Here is a 24,285-nt window from a genome sequence, read left to right on the forward strand (position 1 = left end):
ACACGTATCAACCCCTGAGAATAACAATTAATAGGAGAACAACTGGCACATCGACTGCAGCCCGTCCCCTGTCCCCCAGCAATCACGGACGTGGAGACATCCATGATGGATAGGAAGTGGCTCGGGCTCCTGTTCGTCGGCGCCGTCTGGGCCCCGAACGCCTGGGCCAATGACTTCCGTGCCGAGATGCGCGTGAACGGGCTCAAGCAATACACGGTCGACACCTACCCGGCGACGCTGCGATTCACGCTCACCGCCACCAACATCGACCCGGCACTCCCCTCCGAGCTGCTCTCCGCGGTCAATCCGCTGGTGAAGTCCTGCACGCTCTCACCCACGCCGCCGCTCGTGCTCCCCGCGGGAGGTCAAGCCACGTACCAGTGCGAAATCCAGGTGGAGAGCCACGGAGCCTGCCTCTCACTGGGTACGCAGGACACGAATCCCGCGACGCCCAACAACGAGGTCACCTTCACCAGCACCTTCGGCATCACCTGGGACGCGGGCGCCAGCCAGGCGGGAACCAACGTGCTCTGCCTCCCCCAGCCCGACCTGTTCTGCGACGACACCGTCTACCTCTCCACGGCCTCGTCCTCTCCGGAAGGGCGGCCCACGGCGCCCTCGCGGCTCTACATCTTCGACGCCGCCACCGGCACGCTGACGCTTCAGGGGGAAGCCGCGCTTCCCTACAACGCGCTGGCGTTCAATCACTTCGACAACGCCCTGTATGCCATCTCCTCGGACGGCGTCAGCGCTCCCAGCTTCATCCGCGTGGACGCGAAAGGCGCCGCGAGCGTCATCGCCCCGCTGGACACCACGGCGCCTCGCTCGGCCATCTGGACCGCGGGCGCCGTCCTCAAGGATGGCACCTACGTCGGCTTCGAGCACAGCACCCAACGCCTCATCCGCATCAACCCCAGGACTGGAGAGACCCTCTCCGAGCACGTCGTGTCCGCGCCGTTCCCTTTCCAGGTGGCGGACTTCGCGATGAATCCCCGGGACAGCCAGCTCCATGCCTTCAACAACGCCACCCAGCGGCTGAGCATCATCGACCCGCTCACGGGCGTGGCGACGGACTCCCCCGTGCCCGCGCGCATTGACGGCATGCCTTTGGTGAACCCTGTCATGAGTGCCGCCGTCGTCACCCGTGACGGCGAGCTCTTCCTCTACGGGGCCCACGGCCCCGACAGCAACCGGGTCAGCGGCTTCCATGCCGTGGACGTGGCGACGGGCGACCTGACCACGCTCATCAAGAAGCCAGTGCCCCAGCTCGCGAATGGCGCGATGTGTTCCTACTATTTCTGGGGCGTGCCCAGCCCACAGCCGACGACCCGCGACCGCGGATTCTTCGGCGCCAGCGAGAGCGCCCTGCTGGAGTGCCTGGAATACGGCCCCATCTCCCTCGGCGCCCTCGGCGAGGTCTCCACCCTCCCGGGCGCCCTGGGCATCCTCTGGGCCAACCCCGCCATCGCTTCGAACAACCGTCGCCGCACGCCCATGGAGTCCTTGAAGGTCCGGACGGCGCGCGAAGCGCTGACGGCGGTCTGCAACGAGCGCTTCTTCCAGACCCCCGGGCCCGACCTGTCCACGCTGGCGAATCCCGACTCGCTCGCCCCCGAGCGGTTGGAAGGGCTGCGTCAGCTACTGGAGCGGCACAACCATTCCGGCAAGCGGACGGCCATCCCCCTGCGAAAGCGAATCTTCGCGGTGGACCCGCTGCGGGCGATCGAACGCGCCGAGGAACCCCGATTCTGAGCGGGAGAGCGGTGATGACGATTCCATCCCAATCCAGGTGGATGCAGGTTCTGGTGCTGCTCGCCGCCCTGGGGACAAGTTCCTGCGATAGGAGCGAAGACGATTTGAGGCGGGCGCTGGGCGACCCCATCCTGGACGCCTTCGAAATCCGCCTGCGGGGCCAGGACGCGGCACAGTACGAGAAGCTCCTGCTGGGCATGGGGCAGGTCGAGGTCACGTCCTTCGGCGAGCCCATCCGCTTCGAGCCCTCATCGAACGCACGCACCATGGACCTGGCGGTCACGGACCACGCCCATCTGCTGGGACGCTTCTTCCTGCCCCGGTACGTGAAGCAGGTGGACATCACCGTGCGCCTCGACGACGTGGGGGCGTTCCAGGAAGCGGGCACGGCGGGGCTCGTCAACGCCCAGGCCGGAACCATCCAGTTCATGACCACGCGCAGCGCCCTGGAGCAACGCTCGCGCGTCGTCATCCACCTGCACCTGGAAGACAGCCTCTTCGATGGACTGGGCGGCAAGACGCTCCTTCCGGCGACCTACATCGCCCACTGACAAGCCCCTGCGCGGGGGCCAGGGTCCTGTCAGAATGGACGCCATGAAGACACGCGGGAAGCAGGTGGTACTCGTCCGGCACGGGGAGACGGAATGGAGCCGCAATGGTCGGCACACGGGCCGCACGGACATTCCGCTCCTCGACTCCGGGCGGGAGATGGGCCGCCTCCTCGGTTCCCCGCTCAAGGCCTGGCGCTTCGACACCGTCTACACCAGCCCGCTGAGCCGCGCGGCGGAGACGTGTGCCCTGGCCGGCTACGGAGACCTCGCTCAGGCGCGCGAGGACCTCATGGAGTGGGACTACGGCGACTACGAGGGCCGCACGGGCGCGGAGATTCGCGCGGAGCGGCCGGACTGGACGATTTGGAAGAACGGTGTCCCCAACGGAGAGTCCGCGGCGCAGGTGGCCGCGCGCGTGGATGGCGTCATCTCCGACGTCCTCAGGACGGACGGAGACGTGCTCATCTTCGCCCACGGGCACCTGCTGCGCGTGCTGGCCGCGCGGTGGCTGGGCCTGCCCCCGTGGGAAGGCCGCCTCTTCCTGCTGAGCACCGCGTCCATCAGCGTGCTCGGCGATGACGGGGACAGGCGCCGTCCCGCCATCGTCTCGTGGAACGACACCACGCACCTGCGCGCGTAGCTACAGCCGCCCTTCCAGGAAGTTGCGCACCAGGGACGGGCCCTCGGGGGTGAGGACGCTCTCCGGATGGAACTGCACGCCCACCACGGGCCGCTCGCGATGGCGCAGCGCCATGATGAGGCCGTCCTCGCTCCACGCGGTGGCTTCCAGCTCGGCGGGCAGCGACGGCGCCTCCACGATGAGCGAGTGGTAGCGCGCCGCCGCGAAGCCCGCGCTCAATCCGGTGAATAGGCCCGCGCCACCGTGCTGGATGCGCGCGGCCTTGCCGTGCACCGGCTCGGGCGCGCGCACCACCTTGCCGCCGAACGCCGCGCCAATGGACTGGTGCCCCAGGCACACGCCCAGCACCGGCACGCGTGATTGGGCAATGGCCTCCACGCTGACGCCCGCCTCATGTGGCGTGCAGGGCCCGGGAGAAATCACCAGGTGGGAGGCCCCGGAGGCCGCCACGCCCTGAGCGTCCAGCGCGTCGTTGCGCACCACCTTCACCTCGGCGCCCAGCGTGTACAGGAGCTGCACCAGGTTGAAGGTGAAGGAGTCGTAGTTGTCGATGACGAGAATCACCGGCCACCTCCCTCGCGCGCCATCCGCAGCGCGGCGGCCATGGCGCCCGCCTTGGCCTCCGTCTCGTCCGCCTCCTTGGACGGCACCGAGTCGGCGACGAGCCCGGCGCCCGCGGTCCACATCGTCCGGTCTCCGTCCACGAAGAAGGTCCGCAGCGCGATGGCCACGTCCAGTGTGCCGCAAAAGGACAGGTAGCCCACCGCGCCCGAGTAGGGCCCGCGCCGCTGGACCTCCAGCTCGTCGATGATCTGCATCGCACGAATCTTGGGCGCCCCCGACACCGTGCCCGCGGGGAAGGTGCTGGCCAGCGCGTCCAGCGCGTCGTACTTCGCGTCGAGCCTGCCGCGCACCTGCGACACGATGTGCATCACGTGGCTGTAGCGCTCGATGACCATCATGTCCTCGAGCCGCACCGAGCCCGGCGCCGCCACGCGGCCCACGTCGTTGCGCCCCAGGTCCACCAGCATGATGTGCTCGGCGCGCTCCTTCTCGTCCGCGAGCAGCTCCTTCTCCAGGGCCAGGTCCTCGGCCTCGGACGCGCCGCGGCGCCGCGTCCCCGCGATGGGTCGCACCACCACGTCGCCGTCGCGCACCTGCACCAGCAGCTCGGGCGAGGCGCCCACCAGCGCACGGGCCTCGCCCAGCTCCACCAGGAAGAGGTACGGCGAGGGGTTCACCCGCCGCAGCGCGCGGTAGAGCGACAGCGGCGGCGGCGCGCCCCGGGCCTCGAAGCGGCGCGCGAGCACGACCTGGAAGATGTCACCGGCACGGATGTACTCCTGGGCCCGCGCCACCGCGGCCTCGTAGCCCGCCCGGTCCCAGCACGCGGTGGGCGCCACGTCTCCGCGCATGCGCGGCGCGGGCGCGTACGCCTCCGGAGGCAGCGGCTTCAGCAGCTTGTCCGCCATGGCCTGCGCGCGCGCCTCCGCGTCCTTCAGCGCGGCGGCGACGCTGCCGTGCAGGGACGGCCGGGCAATGGCGGTGGCCTTGAGCGTCCCGGTGCGGGTGTCGTGCGTGACGAAGTCCTCGCACACCAGCCACTCCGAATCGGGGAAGGAGATGTCGCTGGGGTGCCGGTCCGGCACCGAGGGCTCCAGCCACGAGAAGCAGTTGTAGCCCATGTACCCCACGAGCCCGCCGAGGAAGGGCGCCTCGCCCGGGAGCCGGGCCACGGCCAGCTCGCGCCAGAGCTGGCGCAGCACGTCCAGGGGCTTGCCCTCGCGGCGCTCCTCGCTCGCGCCACGCCACACGGTGGCGCCATGACGGTCCAGCCGCACGCGGCCCGCGGGCTCCGCGCCGATGTGGCTGTAGCGGCCGAAACGCTCGCCGCCGTAGCACGACTCGAGGATGAAGCCGCGCGAGCCGCCGCCCAGCTTCAGGTAGGCCGACAGCGGCGTGTCGAGGTCCGCCGGCAGCTCCACCGACACGGGCACCGCCTCGCCCTGCTCCGCGCGCTGCCGGTAGGCTGACTTCCGCTCCTGTGCATCCATTGTCACTGACTCGCTTCCCACCGCGCGACACGGCAGGGGGAATGGGTGGCCCGTCTCCCAACAGCACACTCCGCTGGCGGCGTTGTGGATTCACGACAGCAGCATGACGGGCGCCAGCGGAGGGGTTATCCCCCGTCCAGCGGAGTCCTCCAAGCAGTCCGATATTCCCCTCCACGCCAGGCGCAAGCCCCCGGGCCAGCGGGTGGCCGGAGAGCAGCCCGGAGAGCATCGGCCGGTGAGGCGGAGTCGTACCCCGGGTGGCCCGTCCCCGAGCGCCTCGCTATCTGAATGGAGCTTTGAGCGCCTCTCCTTCCGCACCACTGATGACGGTGACGCCACAGGGGCTCTACTGCGCTCCGGGCGACTTCTACGTCGACCCATGGCGTCCGGTGGACCGGGCGCTCATCACCCACGCGCACGGCGACCATGCGCGAAGCGGCAGCCGCCGCTATCTGGGAGCCCGGGCAGGCAGGGGGCTGCTGCACCGGCGTCTGGGTGAAGACGCCACCATCGACACGCTCGACTACGGCGAGCGGCTGAACATCAACGGCGTCACCGTCAGCTTCCACCCCGCCGGCCACGTGCTGGGCAGCGCCCAGCTCCGGGTCGAGCATGGCGGTGAGACGTGGGTCGTCTCCGGCGACTACAAGCGCGCGCCGGACCCGACGTGCGCGCCCTTCGAGCCCGTCCGCTGCGACACCTTCATCACCGAGGCCACCTTCGGGCTGCCCATCTTCCGTTGGGACGCGCCGGAGCAGGTGGCCGAGGACATCCTGCGCTGGTGGGACGCCAACCGCGCGCTGGGACGCGCGTCGGTGCTGTTCTGCTACGCGCTGGGCAAGGCGCAGCGGCTGCTCGCGGAGCTGGCGCGGCTGACGGACCGCACCGTGTTCGTCCACGGCGCGCTCCACGCGCTGGTGGAGGCGTATCGCGAGGCGGGCGTCCACATGCTGCCCACGCAGCCCGTGTCCGAGCTGGAGAAGGGCACGTCCTTCGCGGGCGCGCTGGTGCTGGCTCCGCCGAGCGCGAGCGGCTCCACGTGGATGCGCCGCTTCGGCGAGTACGAGACGGGCTTCGCGTCTGGCTGGATGCGCGTGCGCGGAAACCGCCGCCGCCGGGGCTTCGACCGCGGCTTCGTGCTGTCGGACCACGCGGACTGGCCGGACCTGCTGCGCACGGTGGCGGACACGCGCGCGGAGCGGGTGCTGGTGACCCACGGCTACGCGGAGCCCCTTGCGCGCTACCTGCGCGAGCAGGGCGTGGACGCCGCGCCCCTGGCCACCCCCTTCGAAGGCGAGGCGGAGGACTGACGCGTGCGCCGCCTGGCCGACCTCTACGACGCCCTGGACCAGACCACCTCCACCAACGCGAAGGTGGACGCGCTCGCGCGCTACTTCCACGAGGCGCCCCCGGAAGACGCGGCGTGGGCGCTCTACTTCCTCACCGGCCAGAAGCTGAAGCGGTTGATTCCCACGAAGCTGCTGGTGGGATGGACGCAGGAGCTGACGGGCATCCCGGGCTGGCTCTTCGAGGAGGTCTACGCCTCCGTGGGCGACCTCGCGGAGGTGATTGCCCTGCTGCTGGACGCGCGGGAGCGGCCAGCGCGCACCGAGGAGCTGCCCCTGTCCGTCTGGCTGGAGCAGCGCCTGCTGCCGCTGCGGCAGCTCGATGCCGCCGGGCAACGCGAGCAGGTGGTGTCCTGGTGGCACAGCATGCCCCGGCGCGAGCTGTTCCTGCTGAACAAGATGCTCACCGGCGAGCTGCGCGTGGGCGTGTCCTCCACGCTGGTGGTCCGCGCGGTGGCGCAGGTGGCGGGGCTGCCAGCGCCCAGCGTGGCGCACCGGCTGATGGGAACGTGGACGCCGTCGCCCGCCTTCTTCCGGCAGCTCGTGTCGCAGGACGTTTCGGACGGAGACAGCTCTCGGCCCTATCCCTTCTACCTGGCCTCACCGCTGGAGCAGCCACCAGCGGCGCTGGGCGAGCGCGCGGACTGGCAGGTGGAATGGAAGTGGGATGGCATCCGCGGCCAGCTCATCCGCCGCAAGGGCGGCGTCCACCTCTGGAGCCGGGGCGAGGAGCTCATCACCGAGCGCTTCCCCGAAATCGCGGACGCGGCCACCGCGCTGCCCGAAGGCACGGTGCTGGACGGCGAGGTGCTGGCGTACGAGGACGGCAGACCCCTGCCCTTCGCGAAGCTCCAGCGCCGCATCGGTCGGCAGAAGCTGACGCCCAAGGTGCTGGCGGAGGCCCCCGCGGCCTTCATCGCCTACGACGTGCTGGAGCTGGGCGGCGAGGACGTGCGCGGCCTGCCGCTGCGCGAGCGGCGCGCGAAGCTGGAGGCGCTGCTGATGGACACGCCGCGGCTGCCCCTCTCGCCCATCGTGGGCGCGGCGACGTGGGAGTCCCTGGCCACGGCACGCGGCGAGGCCCGGGAGCGCAACGTCGAGGGCTTCATGCTCAAGCGCCTCGACTCGCCCTACCTCACCGGCCGCAAGCGCGGCGACTGGTGGAAGTGGAAGATTGACCCGTTCACCGTGGACGCGGTGCTGCTCTACGCGCACCCGGGGCACGGCCGACGCTCGTCGCTCTACACCGACTACACCTTCGCCGTGTGGAACGGACCGGAGCTCCAGCCGGTGACGAAGGCGTACTCGGGCCTGACGGACGCGGAGATTGGCCGGCTGGACCGGTGGATTCGCGCGCACACCCGGGAGAAGTATGGCCCGGTGCGCTCGGTGGAGCCCGAGCAGGTCTTCGAGCTGCACTTCGAGGGCATCCAGCCCTCGCCGCGTCACAAGTCCGGGGTCGCGCTGCGCTTCCCCCGCATCGCGCGCTGGCGCACCGACAAGAAGCCGCAGGACGCGGACACGCTCGACACGCTGAAGGAGCTGCTCCATGCCAGCGGGTAGGCCTCCGTCGCTGCGGGCGCAGATCGCGGCCGGGCGGAAGGCCCTGCGCGCCGACGCCGCGCCCCCAGCGCCGAAGCCCTCGCGCAAGCCGCGCCGCCCCCGCCGCACCGTGCCGCCTCGGGCCGTGGATGGAATGGAAGCCTCAGCGATGGAGCGCCTGCGAGGCTGGTTCCGCGAGAAGGGGTGGACCCCCTATCCCTTCCAGGAAGAAGCGTGGGCCGCCCATGCCCGCGGAGAGAGCGGCCTCATCCACGTTCCCACCGGCGCGGGGAAGACCTACGCGGCCTACCTGGGCCCGCTCGCGGACGTGGCGACGCACGGGCAGCGCGGGCTCCAGGTGCTCTACGTGACGCCCTTGCGAGCGGTGTCGCGCGACGTGGAGCAGGCCCTGCGCGAGCCGCTGCGCGTCCTGGACGCGGACATCTCCGTGGAGAGCCGCACCGGGGACACCTCGTCGTCGGTGCGCCAGCGCCAGCGGGAGCGGCTGCCCGAGGTGCTCATCACCACGCCGGAGTCGCTGTGCGTCCTGCTCACGCACGAGCGGGCCTCGGAGCTGTTCGCGTCGCTGCGCTCCATCATCGTGGACGAATGGCATGAGCTGCTCGGCTCCAAGCGGGGCTCGCAGCTCGAGCTCGCCCTGGCCCGCCTGCGCCACTTCGCGCCGGGCGTTCGCACCTGGGCGCTCTCCGCCACGCTGGCCAACCTGGCCGAGGCCGCGCGCCACGCCGTGGGCACCGAGCATACGCCCACGATGGTGAGCGCGGCGCTGGAGCGCCCCGTGGCCGTGGAGACGCTGCTGCCCGAGTCCGTGGACAGCTTCCCCTGGGCGGGGCACCTGGGCTTCTCCATGCTGGCCCGCGTGGCCACGTGGCTGGACGCGGAGCGCTCCACGCTCATCTTCACCAACACGCGCTCCCAGGCCGAGCGCTGGTTCGAGGGCCTGCGCTTCGCCCGTCCGGAGTGGGAGCACCTCATCGCGCTCCACCATGGCTCCATCGACCGCGAGGAGCGCGAGCGCGTGGAAGGTGGCCTCAAGGAAGGCTCGCTGCGCATCGTGGTGTGCACGTCCTCGCTGGACCTGGGCGTGGACTTCGGCCCGGTGGAGCGCGTGGTGCAGGTGGGCAGCCCCAAGGGCATTGGCCGGACGACGCAGCGCGCGGGCCGCAGCGCTCACCGGCCTGGCGCCACCTGCCACATCCTCTTCGTCCCCACGCATGCCCTGGAGCTGGTGGAGATGGCCGCCGCCCGGGACGCCCTGCGCCGCCGCGAGGTGGAGGCCCGCACGGCCCCGAGCAAGCCGCTCGATGTGCTGGCCCAGCACCTGGTGACGTGCGCGCTGGGAGGCGGCTTCACGGCCGAGGCCCTGCGCGACGAGGTGCGCACGGCGGCGGCCTATGCCCACCTCACCGACGAGGAGTTCGCGTGGACCCTGTCCCTGGTCCGCGAAGGCAGCCCGACGCTGCGAGCCTACCCGGAGTTCCGCCGCGTGGCGGAGCACGAGGGCCGCTGCGTCGTCGCGGACGCGCGCGTCGCGCGCATGCACCGCCTCAACATCGGCACCATCACGTCCGACGCCGTGGTGCAGCTGCGCTACTGGAGCGGAGGGCGCCTGGGCAGCGTGGAGGAGTCCTACGTCAGCCGCCTCAAGCCGGGCGACACCTTCCTCTTCGCGGGGAAGAAGCTGGAGTTCAGCCGCATCCAGGACATGACCGCCTACGTGCGGCCCGCGAAGACGAAGGCCACCCAGACGCCGCGCTGGGGCGGCAGTCGCCTGCCCCTGTCCAGCTCGCTGGCCGCCGCCGTGCGCCGCACACTGGACGCCGCGCGCCACGGCGACATCACTTCGGACGAGCTGGCCGCGGCCTGGCCCGTGCTGGATGCGCAGGCCCGCCTCTCCCGCATCCCCGCGGCGGACCGCCTGCTGGCGGAGACCTGCCAGACGCGAGACGGGCACCACCTCTTCCTCTACCCCTTCGAGGGGAGGCTCGTGCACGAAGGGCTGGCGGCGCTGCTGGCGCTGCGGCTGACGCGCCTGCGCAAGGCCACCTTCACCCTGTCGGTGAACGACTATGGCCTGGAGCTGCTCACGCCCACGCCCTTTCCTTTCGAGGAAGCGCTGCACCCCGCCCTCTTCACCCGCGAGCGGCTGGAGGCGGACGTGCTGGAGAGCGTCAACGTCGGCGAGCTGTCGAAGCGTCAGTTCCGCGACATCGCCCGCATCGCGGGGCTGGTGCTGCCGGGCCTCCCCGGGGCGCGCAAGTCCTCGCGGCAGGTCCAGGCCAGCGCGTCACTGCTCCACGATGTCTTCCTCAAGTACGACCCGGACAACCTGCTGCTCGTGCAGGCCCGCCGCGAGGTGCTGGAGCAGCAGTTCGAGGAGGGGCGCCTGGAGCGGACGCTGGAGCGCCTGGCCTCCTCGCCCCTGGAGCTCGCCCACGTCCGCAGGCCCACCCCGCTGGGCTTCCCGCTCGTCGTCGAGCGCATCAGCGCGAGCCTGTCCAGCGAGTCCCTGCTGGAGCGGGTGGAGCGCCTGAAGGAGCGATGGACTCGAGAAGATGCCAGGTCCGCGTAGCGGACACCCTGCTGGAGCTGCTTCCAGAGCGGGCCCTGTACTGGCCCGACGCCAGCACCCTGGCCGTCGCGGACCTGCACTGGGGCAAGACGGAGAGCTTCCAGCAGCACGGCATCCCCCTGCCCACCGGCGTGCTGGAGGACGACCTGGCCCGGCTGTCCGCCGCCCTCACCACCACCGGGGCCCGCAGACTGCTGCTGCTGGGAGACCTCATCCACTCCCGCCAGGGCCTCACGCCCACGCTGGTGGACCGGCTCGCCCGCTGGCGGGAGGCCCACGCGTCCGTCGAGTGCGTCCTGGTGCGGGGCAACCATGACCGCCACGTGAAGACACTGCCCGAGTGTTGGCGCCTGGACGTCCGTGAGTCCCACGCCGACGAGGGCCCCTTCCGCTTCGCCCACCACCCCGCCCCCGTGTCAGACCGCTACGTGTGGGCAGGTCACGTGCACCCCATGGTGCGCTTGGGTGGCAGAAGCGACACGCTGCGCCTTCCCTGCTTCCATGTGGGACGCGGCGTGGGCGTGCTTCCGGCCTTCAGCGCCTTCACGGGCGGCCTCAACGTCTCCCGCCGCGCGGGCGATCGGCTCTTCGCCGTCGCCGGCCCCGCCGTCGTCGAGGTGTAGGGTGAGTCACGCCAAGCGTCGCAAGATACTGGGTATCATCGAAACAGATAATACCTTCGAGCGGACCGAGCATCGGGGCCGCGAGGCGTGGCTCGGCAAGTGCTTGCACTGCAACGCCCACTTATGGGTCGGCCTGGATGGAGAGCCGATCAGCCGCGCCACCATCGAGCACATCCTCCCGAAGACGGCCGGAGGGACGGACGCGCTGACCAACCTGGCCCTCGCCTGCGCCCGCTGCAACCAGGGCAAGGGAAGCCGTCACGACCCCCGCTATCACCGGGACGCTCGCGCGCGGGAGCTGGTGGAACGGCTCCTGGCGCGCCGCCGCGAGCGCTGGCGGCACCCCGAGTCCGACGACGAGGCGTGAATCACCCGGATTGATCCGCACCGGCGGGTGCTTCGCTCAATCGTCCCTACCTCCCGCCAGAAGAGAGATTCATCACCGCGCGACCGCGACTTTCCGCCCTCGCACGAGGAAGTGGTATCCCCCTGCCACCAAATCAGAATGGTTGACACTGCCGTGTCGATGCCCGATGGTCCCGCGCCGCATTAGGGCAGGGAGAGGAGGAGGGCCCCGCCCACGGCATTACTAATAGAGGTTTCGTTGGACGTGTCCGCTTCGCCTTCAGTGCGCCAGGAGCCACCGCCCACCCGCCCCTGTGGGGCCGGGAACGCCCCTCCGCTCCCCGTGCCCGGTAACGTCCACGCCTCGCTTTCCGTTCCCGTCACTGCTGTTGTCGAAGCCCCCTTGCCCATGGTCCTGGTATGAGCGGCCCTCTCTTCCCACGTTGGACGAACACGGTGTCGCGGCTGTCCGCCGCGGCGCTCCTTGCCGTGCCCGCCATCGGCATCGGCGGCCTCATGGCCTATGTGCGCTCGCCGTACGTCACTGGCCAGCAGCGGCCCATCGAACAGCCGATCGAGTTCGATCACCGCCACCACGCGGGTGATGAGCAGATTGACTGCCGGTACTGCCACTGGTCGGTCGAGGAGTCCCCGTCCGCGGGTATCCCCTCCACCACGGTGTGCATGTCCTGCCACGCACAGGTCTGGAACAAGAGCCCGTACCTCACCGAGGTGCGCAAGGCCTTCTTCTCCGACATGCCCATCCCCTGGGTCCGCGTGCACAACCTGCCGGACTTCGTCTACTTCAACCACTCCATCCACGTGGCCAAGGGCGTTGGCTGCGCCACCTGCCACGGCCGCGTCGACCAGATGGGCGCCGTGGAGCAGGTCGCCCCGCTCACCATGGCCTGGTGCCTGGATTGCCACCGCAATCCGGAGCCCCACCTGCGTCCGGCGGAGTTCATCACCTCGATGACCTGGACCCCGCCCGAAGACAAGGCCAAGGCCGCTGAGCTTGGCCGCCAGCTGGCAGAAGCCTACGACGTCCACTCGCGCGAGAGCTGCTCCACATGCCACCGATGAACACGAAGCGCGACGGCGCCCCGTCGCAGGACACCCCCTCCTCCTTCGCGCTCCCGGTCGTCTCGGACCGGCCCGCTGCCACGCCGGACGTCATCGGCGAGGCGCTCGAGCACGCCGCCGCCAAGGCCTCCCCCTCCGAGCCCGGCTATGGCCAGACGTACTGGCGCAGCCTGGAGGAGAAGCTCGGCACGCCCGAGTTCCTCGAGGAGACGCGGCCCGAGTTCCCCGTCGGCGCGGACCTGGCGCCCACCGGCTTCGCCCGTCGCGAGTTCATGCACCTGCTGGGTGCCTCGCTGGCGCTGGCCGGCGCCACCGCGTGCAGCACGCGCCCGGTGGATGAGCGCCTCCTGCCCTACACCAAGACGCCTCCCGAGCTCGTCCCGGGCAACCCGCTCCACTACGCGTCCGGCATGACGCTGGCCGGCAACACCTCCGGCCTGCTCATCACCGCCCGCGAGGGTCGCCCCGTGAAGATCGAGGGCAACCCGGACCACCCCATCAACCAGGGCGCCGCCGGTCCCTGGGAGCAGGCGTTCCTCCTGTCCCTGTACGACCCGAGCCGCGCCCGCGTGCTCCGTCAGGGCAAGAGCCCGCGCGCCCTCCGCGCCCTGCGCGAGGAGCTGGCCAACCGCGCCAACAAGGCGGGCGCCGCCGACGGCGGCAGCCGCGTGCGCTTCCTGTCCGAGCCCGGCAACTCGCCGCTGGGGGGCGACCTGCGCAGCCGCATCCTGAAGAAGCTGCCGAACGCGCGCTTCCACAGCTACACCGCCCAGACGCAGGACGCGCAGTCCCAGGCGATCCGCGCGCTCTTCGGCGGCCAGCCCGTGGCCGCCCTCTATGACTTCGCCCAGGCGGACATCATCCTGTCGCTGGACGCGGACTTCCTGGAGAGCCGCCCGGAGAACCTGGCCTACGCGCGCCAGTTCGCCAACCGGCGCGACCCGAACACCGGTCCGCTCAACCGGCTCTACGTGGCCGAGGCCCGCTTCTCCATCACCGGCGGCATGGCCGACCACCGCCTGCGCGTGAAGTCGCAGGAGGTGCTCGCCGTCGCCGCCGCCGTGGCCCAGGCCGTGGGTGGCCCCGCCGCCTCGCTGGCCGGCGCCGCCTCGGGCAAGGCGAACCTCCGCGCCGAGCTGAACGACTGGGTGCAGGCCGTCGTCGCCGACCTGCGCGGTGCCCGCCCGGGCCGCAGCCTGGTCGTCGCGGGTGAGCGTCAGCCGGCCGCCGTCCACGCCCTGGCCCACGCCATCAACGCCGCCCTGGGCAACACCGGCACCACCGTGCGCTACGTGCAGGCGTCCGTCCCCGAGACGAGCGGCCTGAGCGAGGTCCGCGCCCTGGTGGAGGACATCACGGCCGGCCGCGTGGACACGCTGGTCATCACCACCTGGAACCCGGTGTTCTCGGTGCCGGTGGACACGGGCCTGAAGGAGCTGCTGGACCCGGCCACCAACCCCAACCGCGGCAACCTCACCGTCATCTACACGGGCCTCTACGAGGACGAGACCAGCCAGTACGCCGACTGGTTCGTCCCCGCGGCGCACCCGCTGGAGACGTGGAGCGACGGCCGCGCCATCGACGGCACCGTGGCCATTGCCCAGCCGCTCATCCAGCCGCTCTTCAACGGCGTGCCGGAGACCGAGCTGCTGGCGATGTTCCTCGACGAGCCCTACCGCCCCGCGTACCAGATGCTGCGCGACTACTGGCAGGGCCAGGCCGCGGGCCAGGGTGACTTCGAGGCCCGCTGGGAGAGCTGGGTGTCGGACGGCACCATCCCCGGCACGCAGTCCGCCGCGGTGCAGGCCGCTCCGGACTTCGGCGCCGCCGCGGCGCTGGTGTCGGGCTACACGGCCCCCGCCTCGGGCGAGCTCGAGATCAACTTCGTCCACGACTACAAGGTCTTCGACGGCCGCTTCGCCAACAACGCGTGGCTGCAGGAGCTCCCGGACCCCATCACCAAGATGACCTGGGACAACGCCGCGCTGCTCAGCCCGAAGACCGCCGAGCGCCTGGGCCTGCAGCCCGGTGACATGGCGGAGCTGACCTACGGCGGCCGCAAGCTGAACGTGCCCGTCTGGGTGACGCCGGGCCACGAGGACGACACGGTGACGATGTCGCTGGGCTACGGCCGCGACGGCCTGCACGAGCAGGTGGCCAAGGCGGTGGGCTTCAACGCCAACGCCCTGCGCACCATGAAGGCCCCCTGGTTCGACGGCGGCGCCACGCTCACCAAGGTGCGCGGCAGCTACAAGTTCAGCCTGACCCAGACGCACTGGCGGATGGAGAACCGCCCGCTGGCGCTGGACATGCCGCTGTCCGAGCTGAAGAACCCGTCCACCGCCACGGAGCACACGCTCCACCGCGTCAAGGGCGAGCTGAAGCTCGGCTTCCAGAACAACCTGCCCGACTTCGACTACAACAAGGGCCCCAGCAATCCGCAGGGCTACAAGTGGGGCATGGCCATCGACCTGTCCCGCTGCACCGGCTGCAGCGCGTGCGTGATTGCCTGCCAGGCGGAGAACAACATCCCCGTCGTGGGCAAGCAGCAGGTCTCGGTCAGCCGCGAGATGCAGTGGCTGCGCATCGACCGGTACTTCGAGGGCAGCGAGAGCGACCCGCGGATGGTCATGCAGCCCGTGATGTGCGTGCACTGCGAGAAGGCCCCCTGCGAGTACGTGTGCCCGGTGAACGCCACCGTGCACTCGGACGAGGGCCTCAACGACATGGTGTACAACCGCTGCGTCGGCACCCGGTACTGCTCGAACAACTGCCCGTACAAGGTGCGCCGGTTCAACTACCTGCACTACACGGCGGACAAGACGGCCACCGAGAAGATGCTGATGAACCCGGACGTCACCGTCCGCAACCGCGGCGTGATGGAGAAGTGCACGTACTGCGTGCAGCGCATCGAGCGGGTGCGCATCGACGCCCGCGTCGAGAAGCGGCTCATCAACGAGAAGGAGCTGCAGACGGCCTGCCAGCAGACCTGCCCCACGCAGGCCATCACGTTCGGCTCCCTCAACGACCCGCAGCAGCGCGTCACGCAGCTCCACGAGGACGAGCGCGCGTACAAGCTGCTGCACGAGCTCGGTACCCGTCCGCGTACCGCGCACCTCATCCGCGTCCGCAATCCCAACCCCGCCCTCGAGCCCGCCGCGCCCGCCGCTGCGAACCAAGGGAGCCACTAAGCCATGGCTGAAACGACTGCCACCGCTGCCCTCGATCCGCTCGAGCCGCGGCCCCTCGTCGCGCCACACCACGACGACGCGTCCCTGACCGAGACACTGCTGGACCATGTCTGGCGCAAGCCGGGCAAGGGCTGGTTCATGCTCTTCGGCCTGACGCTCAGCGCCCTGGGCCTGCTCGTCATCGGTGTCACCTACACGCTGGCCCGCGGTATCGGCGTGTGGGGCAACAACCAGCCCGTCGGCTGGGCGTTCGACATCATCAACTTCGTCTGGTGGGTCGGTATCGGCCACGCCGGTACGCTCATCTCCGCCATCCTCCTGCTCTTCCAGCAGAAGTGGCGCACGAGCATCAACAGGTTCGCCGAGGCCATGACGCTGTTCGCCGTCATGTGCGCGGGCCTCTTCCCGCTGCTGCACACCGGCCGTCCCTGGTTCGCCTTCTGGCTGTTCCCCTACCCCAGCACCCTGGGCGCGTGGCCGCAGTTCCGCTCGCCGCTGGTGTGGGACGTGTTCGCCATCTCCACGTACCTCACGGTGTCCGCGCTCTTCTGGTTCGTGGGCCTCATCCCGGACCTGGCGGCCCTGCGTGACGCGTCCAAGAGCAAGGTGCAGCGCGCCATCTACGGCCTGTTCGCGCTCGGCTGGCGCGGCTCCGGTCGGCACTGGCACAACTACAAGATTGCCTACCTGCTGCTGGCCGGCCTCTCCACGCCGCTCGTGGTGTCGGTGCACACCATCGTTTCGTTCGACTTCGCCGTCTCCCTGCTGCCCGGCTGGCACACCACCGTCTTCCCGCCCTACTTCGTGGCCGGCGCCGTGTTCAGCGGCTTCGCGATGGTGATCACCCTCATCATCCCCGCGCGCAAGTACCTGGGCCTGCGGGACGTGATTACGGACCGGCACCTGGAGAACATGAACAAGGTCATCCTCGCGACGGGCCTCATCGTGTCCTACGGGTACCTGATGGAGCACTTCGTCGCCTGGTACTCGCAGAACCAGTACGAGATCTGGACCTTCTACGTGAACCGCGCCACGGGCCCCTACGCCGGCGTGTACTGGCTGATGATTGCGTGCAACGTCATCACCCCGAACATCTTCTGGTTCAAGAAGGCCCGCACCAACATCGCCATCATGTGGGTCGCGTCCATCGCGGTGAACATCGGCATGTGGTGCGAGCGGTTCATCATCATCGTCACCTCGCTGAGCCAGGACTTCCTGCCCTCGTCGTGGGGCCTCTACACCCCGACCTGGGTGGACTGGTCCATCTACATCGGCACCCTGGGCCTGTTCGGCACCCTGTTCCTGCTGTTCCTCAAGTTCGTGCCCGCGGTCGCCATCAGCGAGGTGAAGGAGCTCCAGCTCGAGCTCAAGCACGCCGCCCACCACCACGGCACTGACGGTGCGAGTGCCGGCGCTGGCACCCTCACCCACGGAGCGCACTAGAGCCATGGAAGCCACCGTTCTGAATTCCTGGGTCCTGGCCGAGTTCCCGACGCCGGACTCCCTCGTCTCCGCCACCCGTCAGATGCGGGAGAAGGGCTTCGAGGGAATGGACACCTACTCTCCGTACCCGCTGCACGGCGGCTCGGAGGCCCTGGGCCTGCCGCCCTCGCGCGTGCCCTTCATCGCCCTGTGCGGCGGCCTGACGGGCGTCGTCACCGCGCTGGCCATGCAGACGTGGATGAACACCATCGACTACCCGCTCAACATCGGTGGTCGTCCGTTGCTGTCCCTGCCGGCCTGGGTGCCCATCACCTTCGAGCTGGGCGTGCTGTTCGCCGCGTTCGGCATCTTCTTCGGTCTGCTGGGGCTCAGCCGCCTGCCCCAGCCGTACCACCCCGTCTTCGAGTCCGAGGACTTCCGCAGCGCCTCCACGCACGGCTACTGGCTGAGCGTGCCCCAGGCGACGGGCACGGACGCGACGCCGGTCATGGATCAGCTCAAGGCCCTGGGCGCGACCCAGGTGACCCTCGTCACGGGAGAGAAGGAATGAGGTGGCTCATCCCCGCCGCCGGACTCGCCGCGCTCACGGGCTGCAACGTCAGCTCGGAGTTCCTCCAGCGCATGGAGCACCAGGCGAAGTACGAGTACTACGAGGCGTCCGACTTCTGGGCGGATGGCCGCGCCATGCGCACGCCCCCCATGGGCACCGTGCCGCGTGAGCGCTTCGCCAAGCTGCCCGAGCTGAAGGACCCGGCGCAGCGCCAGGTGGCCCTCACCGGCCGCAGCGCCGGCCAGCCGGTGGCCCACCTGCCCATCACGGTGGACCAGAACCTGCTGACCCTGGGTGAGAAGAAGTACAACATCGTCTGCTCGCAGTGTCACGGCGTGCTGGGCGACGGAAACAGCGTCGTCGCGGAGAACATGGCGCTGCGCCTGCCGCCCTCGCTGCTGGACCTGGAGAACAAGCCGGACGGCCACTTCTACGTGGCCATCAACGAGGGCTACGGCGTGATGCCGTCCTTCTCCGGTGAGCTCGACCTGCGCGAGCGCTGGGCCGTGGTCGCCTACGTCCGCGCGCTCCAGACGGCCCGCAATACCCGCACGGACGGCCAGCAGCCCGTTCCGCAGGAGAACCGATGAGTCCCCCCGTCACCACCTCGCACACGGAGCTCGGGCCCTACACTGGCACCCCGAAGCTGATGGTGCCCGCGTTCGCCGTGGGCGTGCTCGGCCTGCTGGCCACGCTGGGCGGCTTCTTCGCCACCGGCGCCAAGTCCGAGACGGCGCACGCCTACCTGATTGGCTTCACCTACTGGGTGGGCATCAGCGTCGCCTTCCTCATCATGCAGGCCATCTTCCACACGGCGAAGGCCAAGTGGCTCATCGTCCTGCGCCGCACCATGGAGACGGCCTCCGCGGTGATGCCCGTCTTCTTCGTGCTGGCCCTGCCGCTGCTGGCCATGGCCGTCTACCTGTACCCGTGGTGGCCCGGCTCCGAGCTGACCAAGGGCTTCTCCAGCCTGGAGCTGGAGCACCTGAGCCACAAGCAGCACGGCTACCTGAACAACGGCATCTTCGGCGTTGGCGTCCGGAACATCATCTACTTCGGCCTCTGGTCCTTCGCCGCCTGGCGGCTGCGGGCCTGGAGCCTGAAGCAGGACACCGAGGGCGGGCTCGACCTCACCGTGAAGCAGCGCAAGTTCTCTCCGGGTGTGCTGCCTTTCCTTGCCCTCACCATCACCTTCGCTTCTTTCGACTGGCTGATGAGCCTCACGCCGCTCTGGCAGTCGACCATCTTCGGCGTCTATTACTTCGCCGGAAGCTTCCTGGCGGCCTTCTGCATCCTGACCATCGTCACGGTGAACGCTCAGGGCAAGGACCTCTACGGCAGTCTCGTGAAGCTGGACCACTTCCACAACCTCGGCAAGCTGATGCTCGCCTTCACCGCCTTCTGGGCCTACATCGCGTTCTCCCAGTTCCTGCTGATCTGGATCGCGAACATCCCGGAAGAGGCGCCCTGGTACGGCATCCGCATCTTCGGCGCGTGGCGGCCGCTCTCCATCGCCCTGTTCTTCCTCCACTTCCTGCTGCCCTTCTTCGTGCTGCTGTCCCGCAACCTGAAGCTGCAGCCCCGGAAGCTGGCGGTGGTGGCGGTGTACCTGCTCATCATGCACGCGGTGGACCTGTACTGGCTGGTGTGGCCGGCGCTGACGGGTAACGCGGGCCCGACGTTCCACTGGTCGCTGGTGACGGCGTTCTTCGGCGTGGGCGGCATCGCGGTGGGCTTCGCCCTCTTCCTGGCGCGTGGCCAGTACACGTTCACGGTGAAGGACCCCTACATCGCCGAGTCCCTGAGGTACGTGCAGCCATGAAGAAGACCCAGTCTGAGCTCGAGTCGCGAGTCATCGTGGGCCCGCACGGCGTGGCGGCCGAGGAAGACCACCTCGTCATGGGCAAGGTGGTGGGCATCGGCGTGGGTTCGCTCGCCATCTTCGCGGTGGGCATCGTCTGGGCCTGGTGGATCCAGGTCCGGACCATGGCGGACATCCAGCCGGACGGCCCGCCGCCGCGCCCCGCGGCCATGGGTCAGTACGAGATTGGCATCGTCAACCAGCGCCAGTTCCAGCAGGACTGGCACGCCGAGGACAAGATTGGCGGGCAGGACCAGGCGCTGCGCGCCGGCTGGGGTGACCAGCCGGGGGTGAAGCAGCACCCCACCCTCGACGCGGCGATGAAGACGGTCATCGAGCAGAAGCGCAACCCGCCCCCTGCTCCGGCGCCCGAGCCGACCCCTGCCCCGGAGACCGCTCCCGGGCAGACGCCCCCCGCACCGCAGCAGTAGCCTTCGCCGTTTCCCTGTCGTAAGAGCCGTCCTGCAATGATGTCCACCCGCTCCCACATCTTCCCGCGCGCCCGCCGCGCGGGTCTCCTCGCCGCGGCGGCGCTGGTGCTGGCCGTCGCGATTCCGGCCTCGGCCATGCCGGGCGCCGGGAAGACGCCCCGGGCCATCCTGGAGGCTCAGCAGGACCTGCCGCCGCAGGTGAAGGGCGTGGACGTGCAGGAACACCTCGGGGAGCTGGTGCCCATGGACACCCGCTTCCTCGACGCCTCCGGGCGCGAGGTGCGGCTGGGCGATGTGCTGCCGAAGTCGAAGCCCACCCTGCTGACGCTCGTCTATTACAACTGCCCCATGCTCTGTAACCTGGTGCTCAACGCCCAGGTGCAGGCCATGAAGGAGCTGGGGCTCGAGCTCGGCAAGGACTACGAGGCCGTCACCGTCAGCATCGACCCCGAGGACACCCCCGCCCAGAGCCTGGACCGGCGGCGGCGGCACCTGCAGTCCATGGGCAAGCCGGAGACGGCCCCCTGGCACTTCCTCACCGGCACGGACGCGGAGATCCGCCGGCTCGCGGACGCGCTGGGCTTCAAGTACGTGTACGACGAGAGCACCAAGCAGTACGCCCACGCAGCCGTGGTGCACGTGCTCACGCCAGAAGGCAGCATCTCCCGGTATCTCTACGGGACGACGTTTCCCCCCTCGGACATGAAGCTGGCGTTGCTGGAGGCGGCCAACGGCCGCGTGGGTACCAGCTTCGATCAGATCATCCTGTCCTGCTTCAAGTATGACACCGCCACTCGGCGGTATGGCTTCTACATCTTCGGGTTCATCCGCCTGGGCGGCATTGCCGTGTTCTGCGCCCTGGCGACGATGCTGATCTATTTCTGGAGGCGCGAGCTGAAGAAAGGCGCGGCGGCATGAGCGAGCTTCTCAACGATATCCTGTTCCTCCCGGAGGCCGCGTCGACGTTCGCGGAGCGGATCGACTTCCTGCATCACTTCGTCGTCGGTACGACGATGGTGATGTCCACGGGCGTCGGTCTGGCGGCCCTGTTCTTCTTCTTCCGTTACCGCCGCCGCCTCCCGGCGCAGGCGACGGAGTACGTGGTCCCCACGCTGAAGACGGAGTTCCTGTTCGTCTCCGTCCCTCTCGTGTTCTTCCTGGCCTGGTTCGGTATCGGGTTCCGGGACTTCACGTGGGTCACCACGCCGCCCAAGGACGCGATGGACGTCTACGTCATGGGCAAGCAGTGGATGTGGAAGTTCTCCTACCCGGAGGGCCCCAACGGGGTGAACGTGCTGCACGTGCCGGCCAACCGCCCGGTGCGCCTGCTCATCACCTCGCGTGACGTGCTCCACTCGTTCTACGTGCCGGCCTTCCGCATCAAGATGGATGCGCTCCCGGGCCGCTACACGCAGATCTGGTTCGAGGCGACCAAGCCGGGCACGTACCAGGTGCTGTGCACCGAGTACTGCGGCCTGTCGCACTCGAAGATGCTGGCCGAGGTCGTCGTGCTCCCCGAGGAGGAGTACGAGAACTGGATCCAGGAGCAGCGCCGCGGCCGCCTGCAGGACCGCCAGGACGCGCTGGCGGACAACTCGCTGGTGCCGCCGGTGGCGCGCATGGTGGAGCAGGGCCAGGTGCTCGCGGGCACCCAGGGCTGCCTCAAGTGCCACTCCGTGGACGGCTCGCAGCACATCGGCCCCACCTTCCTGGGCATGTATGACCGCGTGGAGCAGCTCGAGAACGGCGAGACCATCCGCGTGGACGAGGCCTACATCACCCAGTCGATGATGGACCCGGGAGCCCACCTGGTGGCGGGCTACCAGAACGTGATGCCGACCTACCAGGGCAAGCTGCAGGGCCCGGAGACGGCCGCCATCGTCGAGTACATCAAGTCGCTTCGCACTCCGAACGTCCGTGAGGGCGCCTCCGAGGGACCCGCCTATGACGCCATCCAGTAGCATCGCAGCCCCGGGCGCCACCCCCGCGCCCGAGGAGCATCACGACCACCACCCGAGCTACCTGGTCGACGGCACCACCATCAAGTCGTGGCTGCTGACGGTCGACCACAAGCGCATCGGGATCATGTTCCTGTTCTGGGTCCTGCTCTTCTTCCTCGTGGGCGGCATCTTCGCGCTGCTCATCCGGGTGGAGCTGCTGACGCCGGGCCCGACCATCATGGACGCGATGACGTACAACCGTACGTTCACGCTCCATGGCCTGGTCATGATCTTCCTGTTCATGATTCCGGCCATCCCGGCCGTCTTCGGCAACTTCATGCTGCCGCTGATGCTGGGCGCCAAGGACGTGGCCTTCCCGCGGCTGAACCTGCTGTCGCTCTACATCTACCTGGGCGGCGGGTTCATCGCGCTGTGGGGCATGCTCAACGGCGGCCTGGACACGGGCTGGACGTTCTACACCCCGTACAGCGCGCACACGACGACCACGGTGGCGCCGGTGCTGTTCGGCGCGTTCATCATCGGGTTCAGCTCCATCGTCACGGGCATCAACTTCATCGTGACGGTGCACACCATGCGCGCGCCGGGCATCACCTGGTTCAAGATGCCGCTGTTCGTGTGGGCCATCTACGCCACCAGCTGCATCCAGGTGCTGGCCACGCCCGTGATTGGTCTGCTGCTGTGCCTGGTGACGGTGGAGAACCTGTTCGGGTTCGGCATGTTCGACCCGGCCCGCGGCGGTGACCCGGTGCTCTTCCAGCACCTGTTCTGGTTCTACAGCCACCCGGCCGTGTACATCATGGTGCTGCCGGCCTTCGGCGTGATGAGCGAGATTGTCTCGACCTTCAGCCGCAAGAACATCTTCGGCTACCGCGCCGTGGCCTACTCCAGCCTGGGCATCGCCTTCGTCGGCTTCTTCGCCTGGGGCCACCACATGTTCGTGTCCGGCCAGTCCACCTTCGCGGGCGGTCTGTTCGGCGTGCTGACCATGCTGGTGGGCGTGTTCACCGCCATCAAGGTCTTCAACTGGGTGGGCACCGTCTACAAGGGCGCGGTCGACTTCAAGACGCCCTTCGCCTACTTCTGCGGCTTCCTGTTCTTCACCGTGTTCGGTGGCATGACGGGCATCGCGCTGGGCACGGTGTCGCTGGACGTCCCCTGGCACGACACCTACTTCGTGGTGGCGCACTTCCACTTCATCATGGTGGGCGCGACCATCATGGCCTTCCTGGCCGCCCTCCACTACTGGTTCCCGAAGATGTTCGGGCGCACGTACCACGAGGGCTGGGGCCTGGTGTCCGCGGCGCTCATCATCCTGGGCTTCAACGCCACGTTCATTCCCCAGTTCCTGCTGGGCAACAACGGCATGCCCCGCCGCTACTACGAGTACCCGGAGCGCTTCCAGGCGCTGAACGTGGCCTCCACCGCGGGCGCGTCCCTGCTGGCGTTCGGGTTCGTCATCATCGCCATGTACCTGACCTACTCCCTGGTGTACGGCAAGGCGTCGGGCAAGAACCCGTGGCGCAGCAAGGGCTACGAGTGGATGTCCGAGTCTCCGCCGCCGACCCACAACTTCGTGGGGCCGCAGCCGGTGTTCCCGGAGGAGCCCCACTTCTACGTGGATCCCAAGAAGGCCGAGGTGCCCGATGCAGTCTAGTTCTCACGCCGCCGGGGGCGTCCTGCCCGTCCCCCGGCTCGCCGGCCACTTCGCCTCGCTCGAGGTGCAGAACCACGCCGCGCGCCTGGGCATGTGGCTGTTCCTGGCGACGGAAATCCTGCTCTTCGCCGGCCTCTTCATCTGCTACGGCGTCTACCGCTTCCTCTTCCCGGAGGCGTGGGCCGCCGCCAGCCGCAGCCTGGACCTGACGCTGGGCACCGTGAACACGGTGGTGCTCATCACCTCCTCGCTCACCGCGGCGCTCGCGGTGCACTACGCGAAGGAGGGGAAGAACAAGGCGGTGGCGGTGCAGATTGCCCTCACCCTGCTGATGGCGGTGGGCTTCCTCGTCATCAAGTACTTCGAGTACCACCACAAGTTCGCGATTGGCACGCTGCCGGGCCGCTTCTACTCGTACGAGGGCATCCAGCTTCCTGGCGTGCCCATGTACTTCACGGTGTACTTCTGCGCGACGGCCCTGCACGGCCTCCACGTCGTCATCGGCATGGTGGTGCTGGCCTTCTCCATGGTCCGTGCGCTGAAGAAGGCGGACTTCGGGCCGAACAACTACACGATGGTCGAGCTGGGCAGCATGTACTGGCACCTCGTCGACCTGGTGTGGATCTTCCTCTTCCCGATGCTGTACCTCGTCTGAAGGGTTCCTC

Annotated in this window: 21 protein-coding genes; 19 read left to right on the forward strand and 2 right to left on the reverse strand. The window is 69.1% G+C overall.

The window, feature by feature from the left end:
* The first annotated feature begins 102 nt into the window (after positions 1 to 102).
* From VZL07_RS06830 to VZL07_RS06840, 3 genes are read left to right on the forward strand one after another with little or no spacing between them, the layout of a single operon-like run.
* A complete protein-coding gene (locus VZL07_RS06830; protein ID WP_426754538.1) occupies positions 103 to 1,752 on the forward strand; it encodes a DUF6923 family protein in 1,650 nt (549 codons plus the stop codon).
* A gap of 14 nt (positions 1,753 to 1,766) precedes the next feature.
* Complete coding sequence (locus VZL07_RS06835; protein ID WP_426754539.1) at positions 1,767 to 2,303, forward strand: hypothetical protein; 537 nt, start codon at positions 1,767 to 1,769, stop codon at positions 2,301 to 2,303.
* 34 nt (positions 2,304 to 2,337) lie between these two features.
* The gene (locus VZL07_RS06840) at positions 2,338 to 2,943 is read left to right on the forward strand and encodes a histidine phosphatase family protein (RefSeq protein WP_426754540.1); all 606 of its coding nucleotides are present in this window, start codon (positions 2,338 to 2,340) and stop codon (positions 2,941 to 2,943) included.
* On the opposite strand, the gene VZL07_RS06845 is transcribed toward VZL07_RS06840, so the two are convergent.
* Positions 2,944 to 3,507, reverse strand: a complete 564-nt coding sequence (locus tag VZL07_RS06845) for an anthranilate synthase component II (protein ID WP_426754541.1) — start codon at positions 3,505 to 3,507, stop codon at positions 2,944 to 2,946.
* Positions 3,504 to 4,997, reverse strand: coding sequence for an anthranilate synthase component I family protein (locus VZL07_RS06850; protein ID WP_426757249.1), 1,494 nt, complete (start codon positions 4,995 to 4,997; stop codon positions 3,504 to 3,506). Before VZL07_RS06850 ends, VZL07_RS06845 begins: the two co-directional genes overlap by 4 nt.
* Before the next feature lie 257 nt (positions 4,998 to 5,254).
* Here VZL07_RS06850 and VZL07_RS06855 point away from each other — a divergent pair, with 257 nt between their 5' ends.
* The 16 genes from VZL07_RS06855 (at position 5,255) to VZL07_RS06930 (ending at position 24,275) form a co-directional block, all read left to right on the forward strand.
* Complete coding sequence (locus VZL07_RS06855; RefSeq protein ID WP_426754542.1) at positions 5,255 to 6,307, forward strand: ligase-associated DNA damage response exonuclease; 1,053 nt, start codon at positions 5,255 to 5,257, stop codon at positions 6,305 to 6,307.
* Positions 6,308 to 6,310: 3 nt separating this feature from the next.
* The gene (locus tag VZL07_RS06860) at positions 6,311 to 7,906 is read left to right on the forward strand and encodes an ATP-dependent DNA ligase (RefSeq protein WP_426754543.1); all 1,596 of its coding nucleotides are present in this window, start codon (positions 6,311 to 6,313) and stop codon (positions 7,904 to 7,906) included.
* Entirely contained in the window at positions 7,893 to 10,478 is a 2,586-nt protein-coding gene (locus VZL07_RS06865; protein WP_426754544.1) for a ligase-associated DNA damage response DEXH box helicase, read from the forward strand. The genes VZL07_RS06860 and VZL07_RS06865 overlap by 14 nt, the downstream gene beginning before the upstream one ends.
* Positions 10,448 to 11,101 (forward strand): ligase-associated DNA damage response endonuclease PdeM, encoded by a 654-nt coding sequence (gene pdeM / locus VZL07_RS06870; protein ID WP_426754545.1) that lies wholly within the window; start codon positions 10,448 to 10,450, stop codon positions 11,099 to 11,101. The genes VZL07_RS06865 and pdeM overlap by 31 nt, the downstream gene beginning before the upstream one ends.
* A gap of 1 nt (position 11,102) precedes the next feature.
* On the forward strand, positions 11,103 to 11,468 hold the full coding sequence (locus tag VZL07_RS06875; RefSeq protein WP_426754546.1) for an HNH endonuclease: 366 nt from the start codon (positions 11,103 to 11,105) through the stop codon (positions 11,466 to 11,468).
* A gap of 398 nt (positions 11,469 to 11,866) precedes the next feature.
* Complete coding sequence (locus VZL07_RS06880) at positions 11,867 to 12,529, forward strand: cytochrome c3 family protein (RefSeq protein ID WP_426754547.1); 663 nt, start codon at positions 11,867 to 11,869, stop codon at positions 12,527 to 12,529.
* On the forward strand, positions 12,526 to 15,720 hold the full coding sequence (locus tag VZL07_RS06885) for a TAT-variant-translocated molybdopterin oxidoreductase (RefSeq protein WP_426757250.1): 3,195 nt from the start codon (positions 12,526 to 12,528) through the stop codon (positions 15,718 to 15,720). Before VZL07_RS06880 ends, VZL07_RS06885 begins: the two co-directional genes overlap by 4 nt.
* A gap of 3 nt (positions 15,721 to 15,723) precedes the next feature.
* Positions 15,724 to 17,163 (forward strand): NrfD/PsrC family molybdoenzyme membrane anchor subunit, encoded by a 1,440-nt coding sequence (nrfD, locus tag VZL07_RS06890; protein ID WP_426754548.1) that lies wholly within the window; start codon positions 15,724 to 15,726, stop codon positions 17,161 to 17,163.
* Positions 17,164 to 17,167: 4 nt separating this feature from the next.
* On the forward strand, positions 17,168 to 17,713 hold the full coding sequence (locus VZL07_RS06895; protein ID WP_426754549.1) for a DUF3341 domain-containing protein: 546 nt from the start codon (positions 17,168 to 17,170) through the stop codon (positions 17,711 to 17,713).
* Positions 17,710 to 18,303, forward strand: coding sequence for a c-type cytochrome (locus VZL07_RS06900; RefSeq protein ID WP_426754550.1), 594 nt, complete (start codon positions 17,710 to 17,712; stop codon positions 18,301 to 18,303). The genes VZL07_RS06895 and VZL07_RS06900 overlap by 4 nt, the downstream gene beginning before the upstream one ends.
* Positions 18,300 to 19,535: a hypothetical protein gene (locus VZL07_RS06905; RefSeq protein WP_426754551.1), complete on the forward strand. Its 1,236-nt coding sequence runs from the start codon at positions 18,300 to 18,302 to the stop codon at positions 19,533 to 19,535. Before VZL07_RS06900 ends, VZL07_RS06905 begins: the two co-directional genes overlap by 4 nt.
* Positions 19,532 to 20,005 carry a hypothetical protein gene (locus tag VZL07_RS06910; RefSeq protein ID WP_426754552.1) on the forward strand — a complete coding sequence of 158 codons (474 nt, stop codon included), beginning with the start codon at positions 19,532 to 19,534 and terminating at the stop codon, positions 20,003 to 20,005. Before VZL07_RS06905 ends, VZL07_RS06910 begins: the two co-directional genes overlap by 4 nt.
* Positions 20,006 to 20,041: 36 nt before the next feature.
* The gene (locus VZL07_RS06915; RefSeq protein ID WP_426754553.1) at positions 20,042 to 20,923 is read left to right on the forward strand and encodes an SCO family protein; all 882 of its coding nucleotides are present in this window, start codon (positions 20,042 to 20,044) and stop codon (positions 20,921 to 20,923) included.
* Positions 20,920 to 21,966: a cytochrome c oxidase subunit II gene (coxB, locus tag VZL07_RS06920; protein WP_426754554.1), complete on the forward strand. Its 1,047-nt coding sequence runs from the start codon at positions 20,920 to 20,922 to the stop codon at positions 21,964 to 21,966. The genes VZL07_RS06915 and coxB overlap by 4 nt, the downstream gene beginning before the upstream one ends.
* Complete coding sequence (gene ctaD, locus VZL07_RS06925) at positions 21,950 to 23,620, forward strand: cytochrome c oxidase subunit I (protein WP_426754555.1); 1,671 nt, start codon at positions 21,950 to 21,952, stop codon at positions 23,618 to 23,620. Before coxB ends, ctaD begins: the two co-directional genes overlap by 17 nt.
* Positions 23,610 to 24,275: a cytochrome c oxidase subunit 3 family protein gene (locus VZL07_RS06930; RefSeq protein WP_426754556.1), complete on the forward strand. Its 666-nt coding sequence runs from the start codon at positions 23,610 to 23,612 to the stop codon at positions 24,273 to 24,275. The genes ctaD and VZL07_RS06930 overlap by 11 nt, the downstream gene beginning before the upstream one ends.
* Positions 24,276 to 24,285 lie beyond the last annotated feature (10 nt).

This window comes from Pseudomyxococcus flavus (genome assembly GCF_050038885.1).
Lineage (GTDB): Bacteria > Myxococcota > Myxococcia > Myxococcales > Myxococcaceae > Myxococcus > Myxococcus flavus.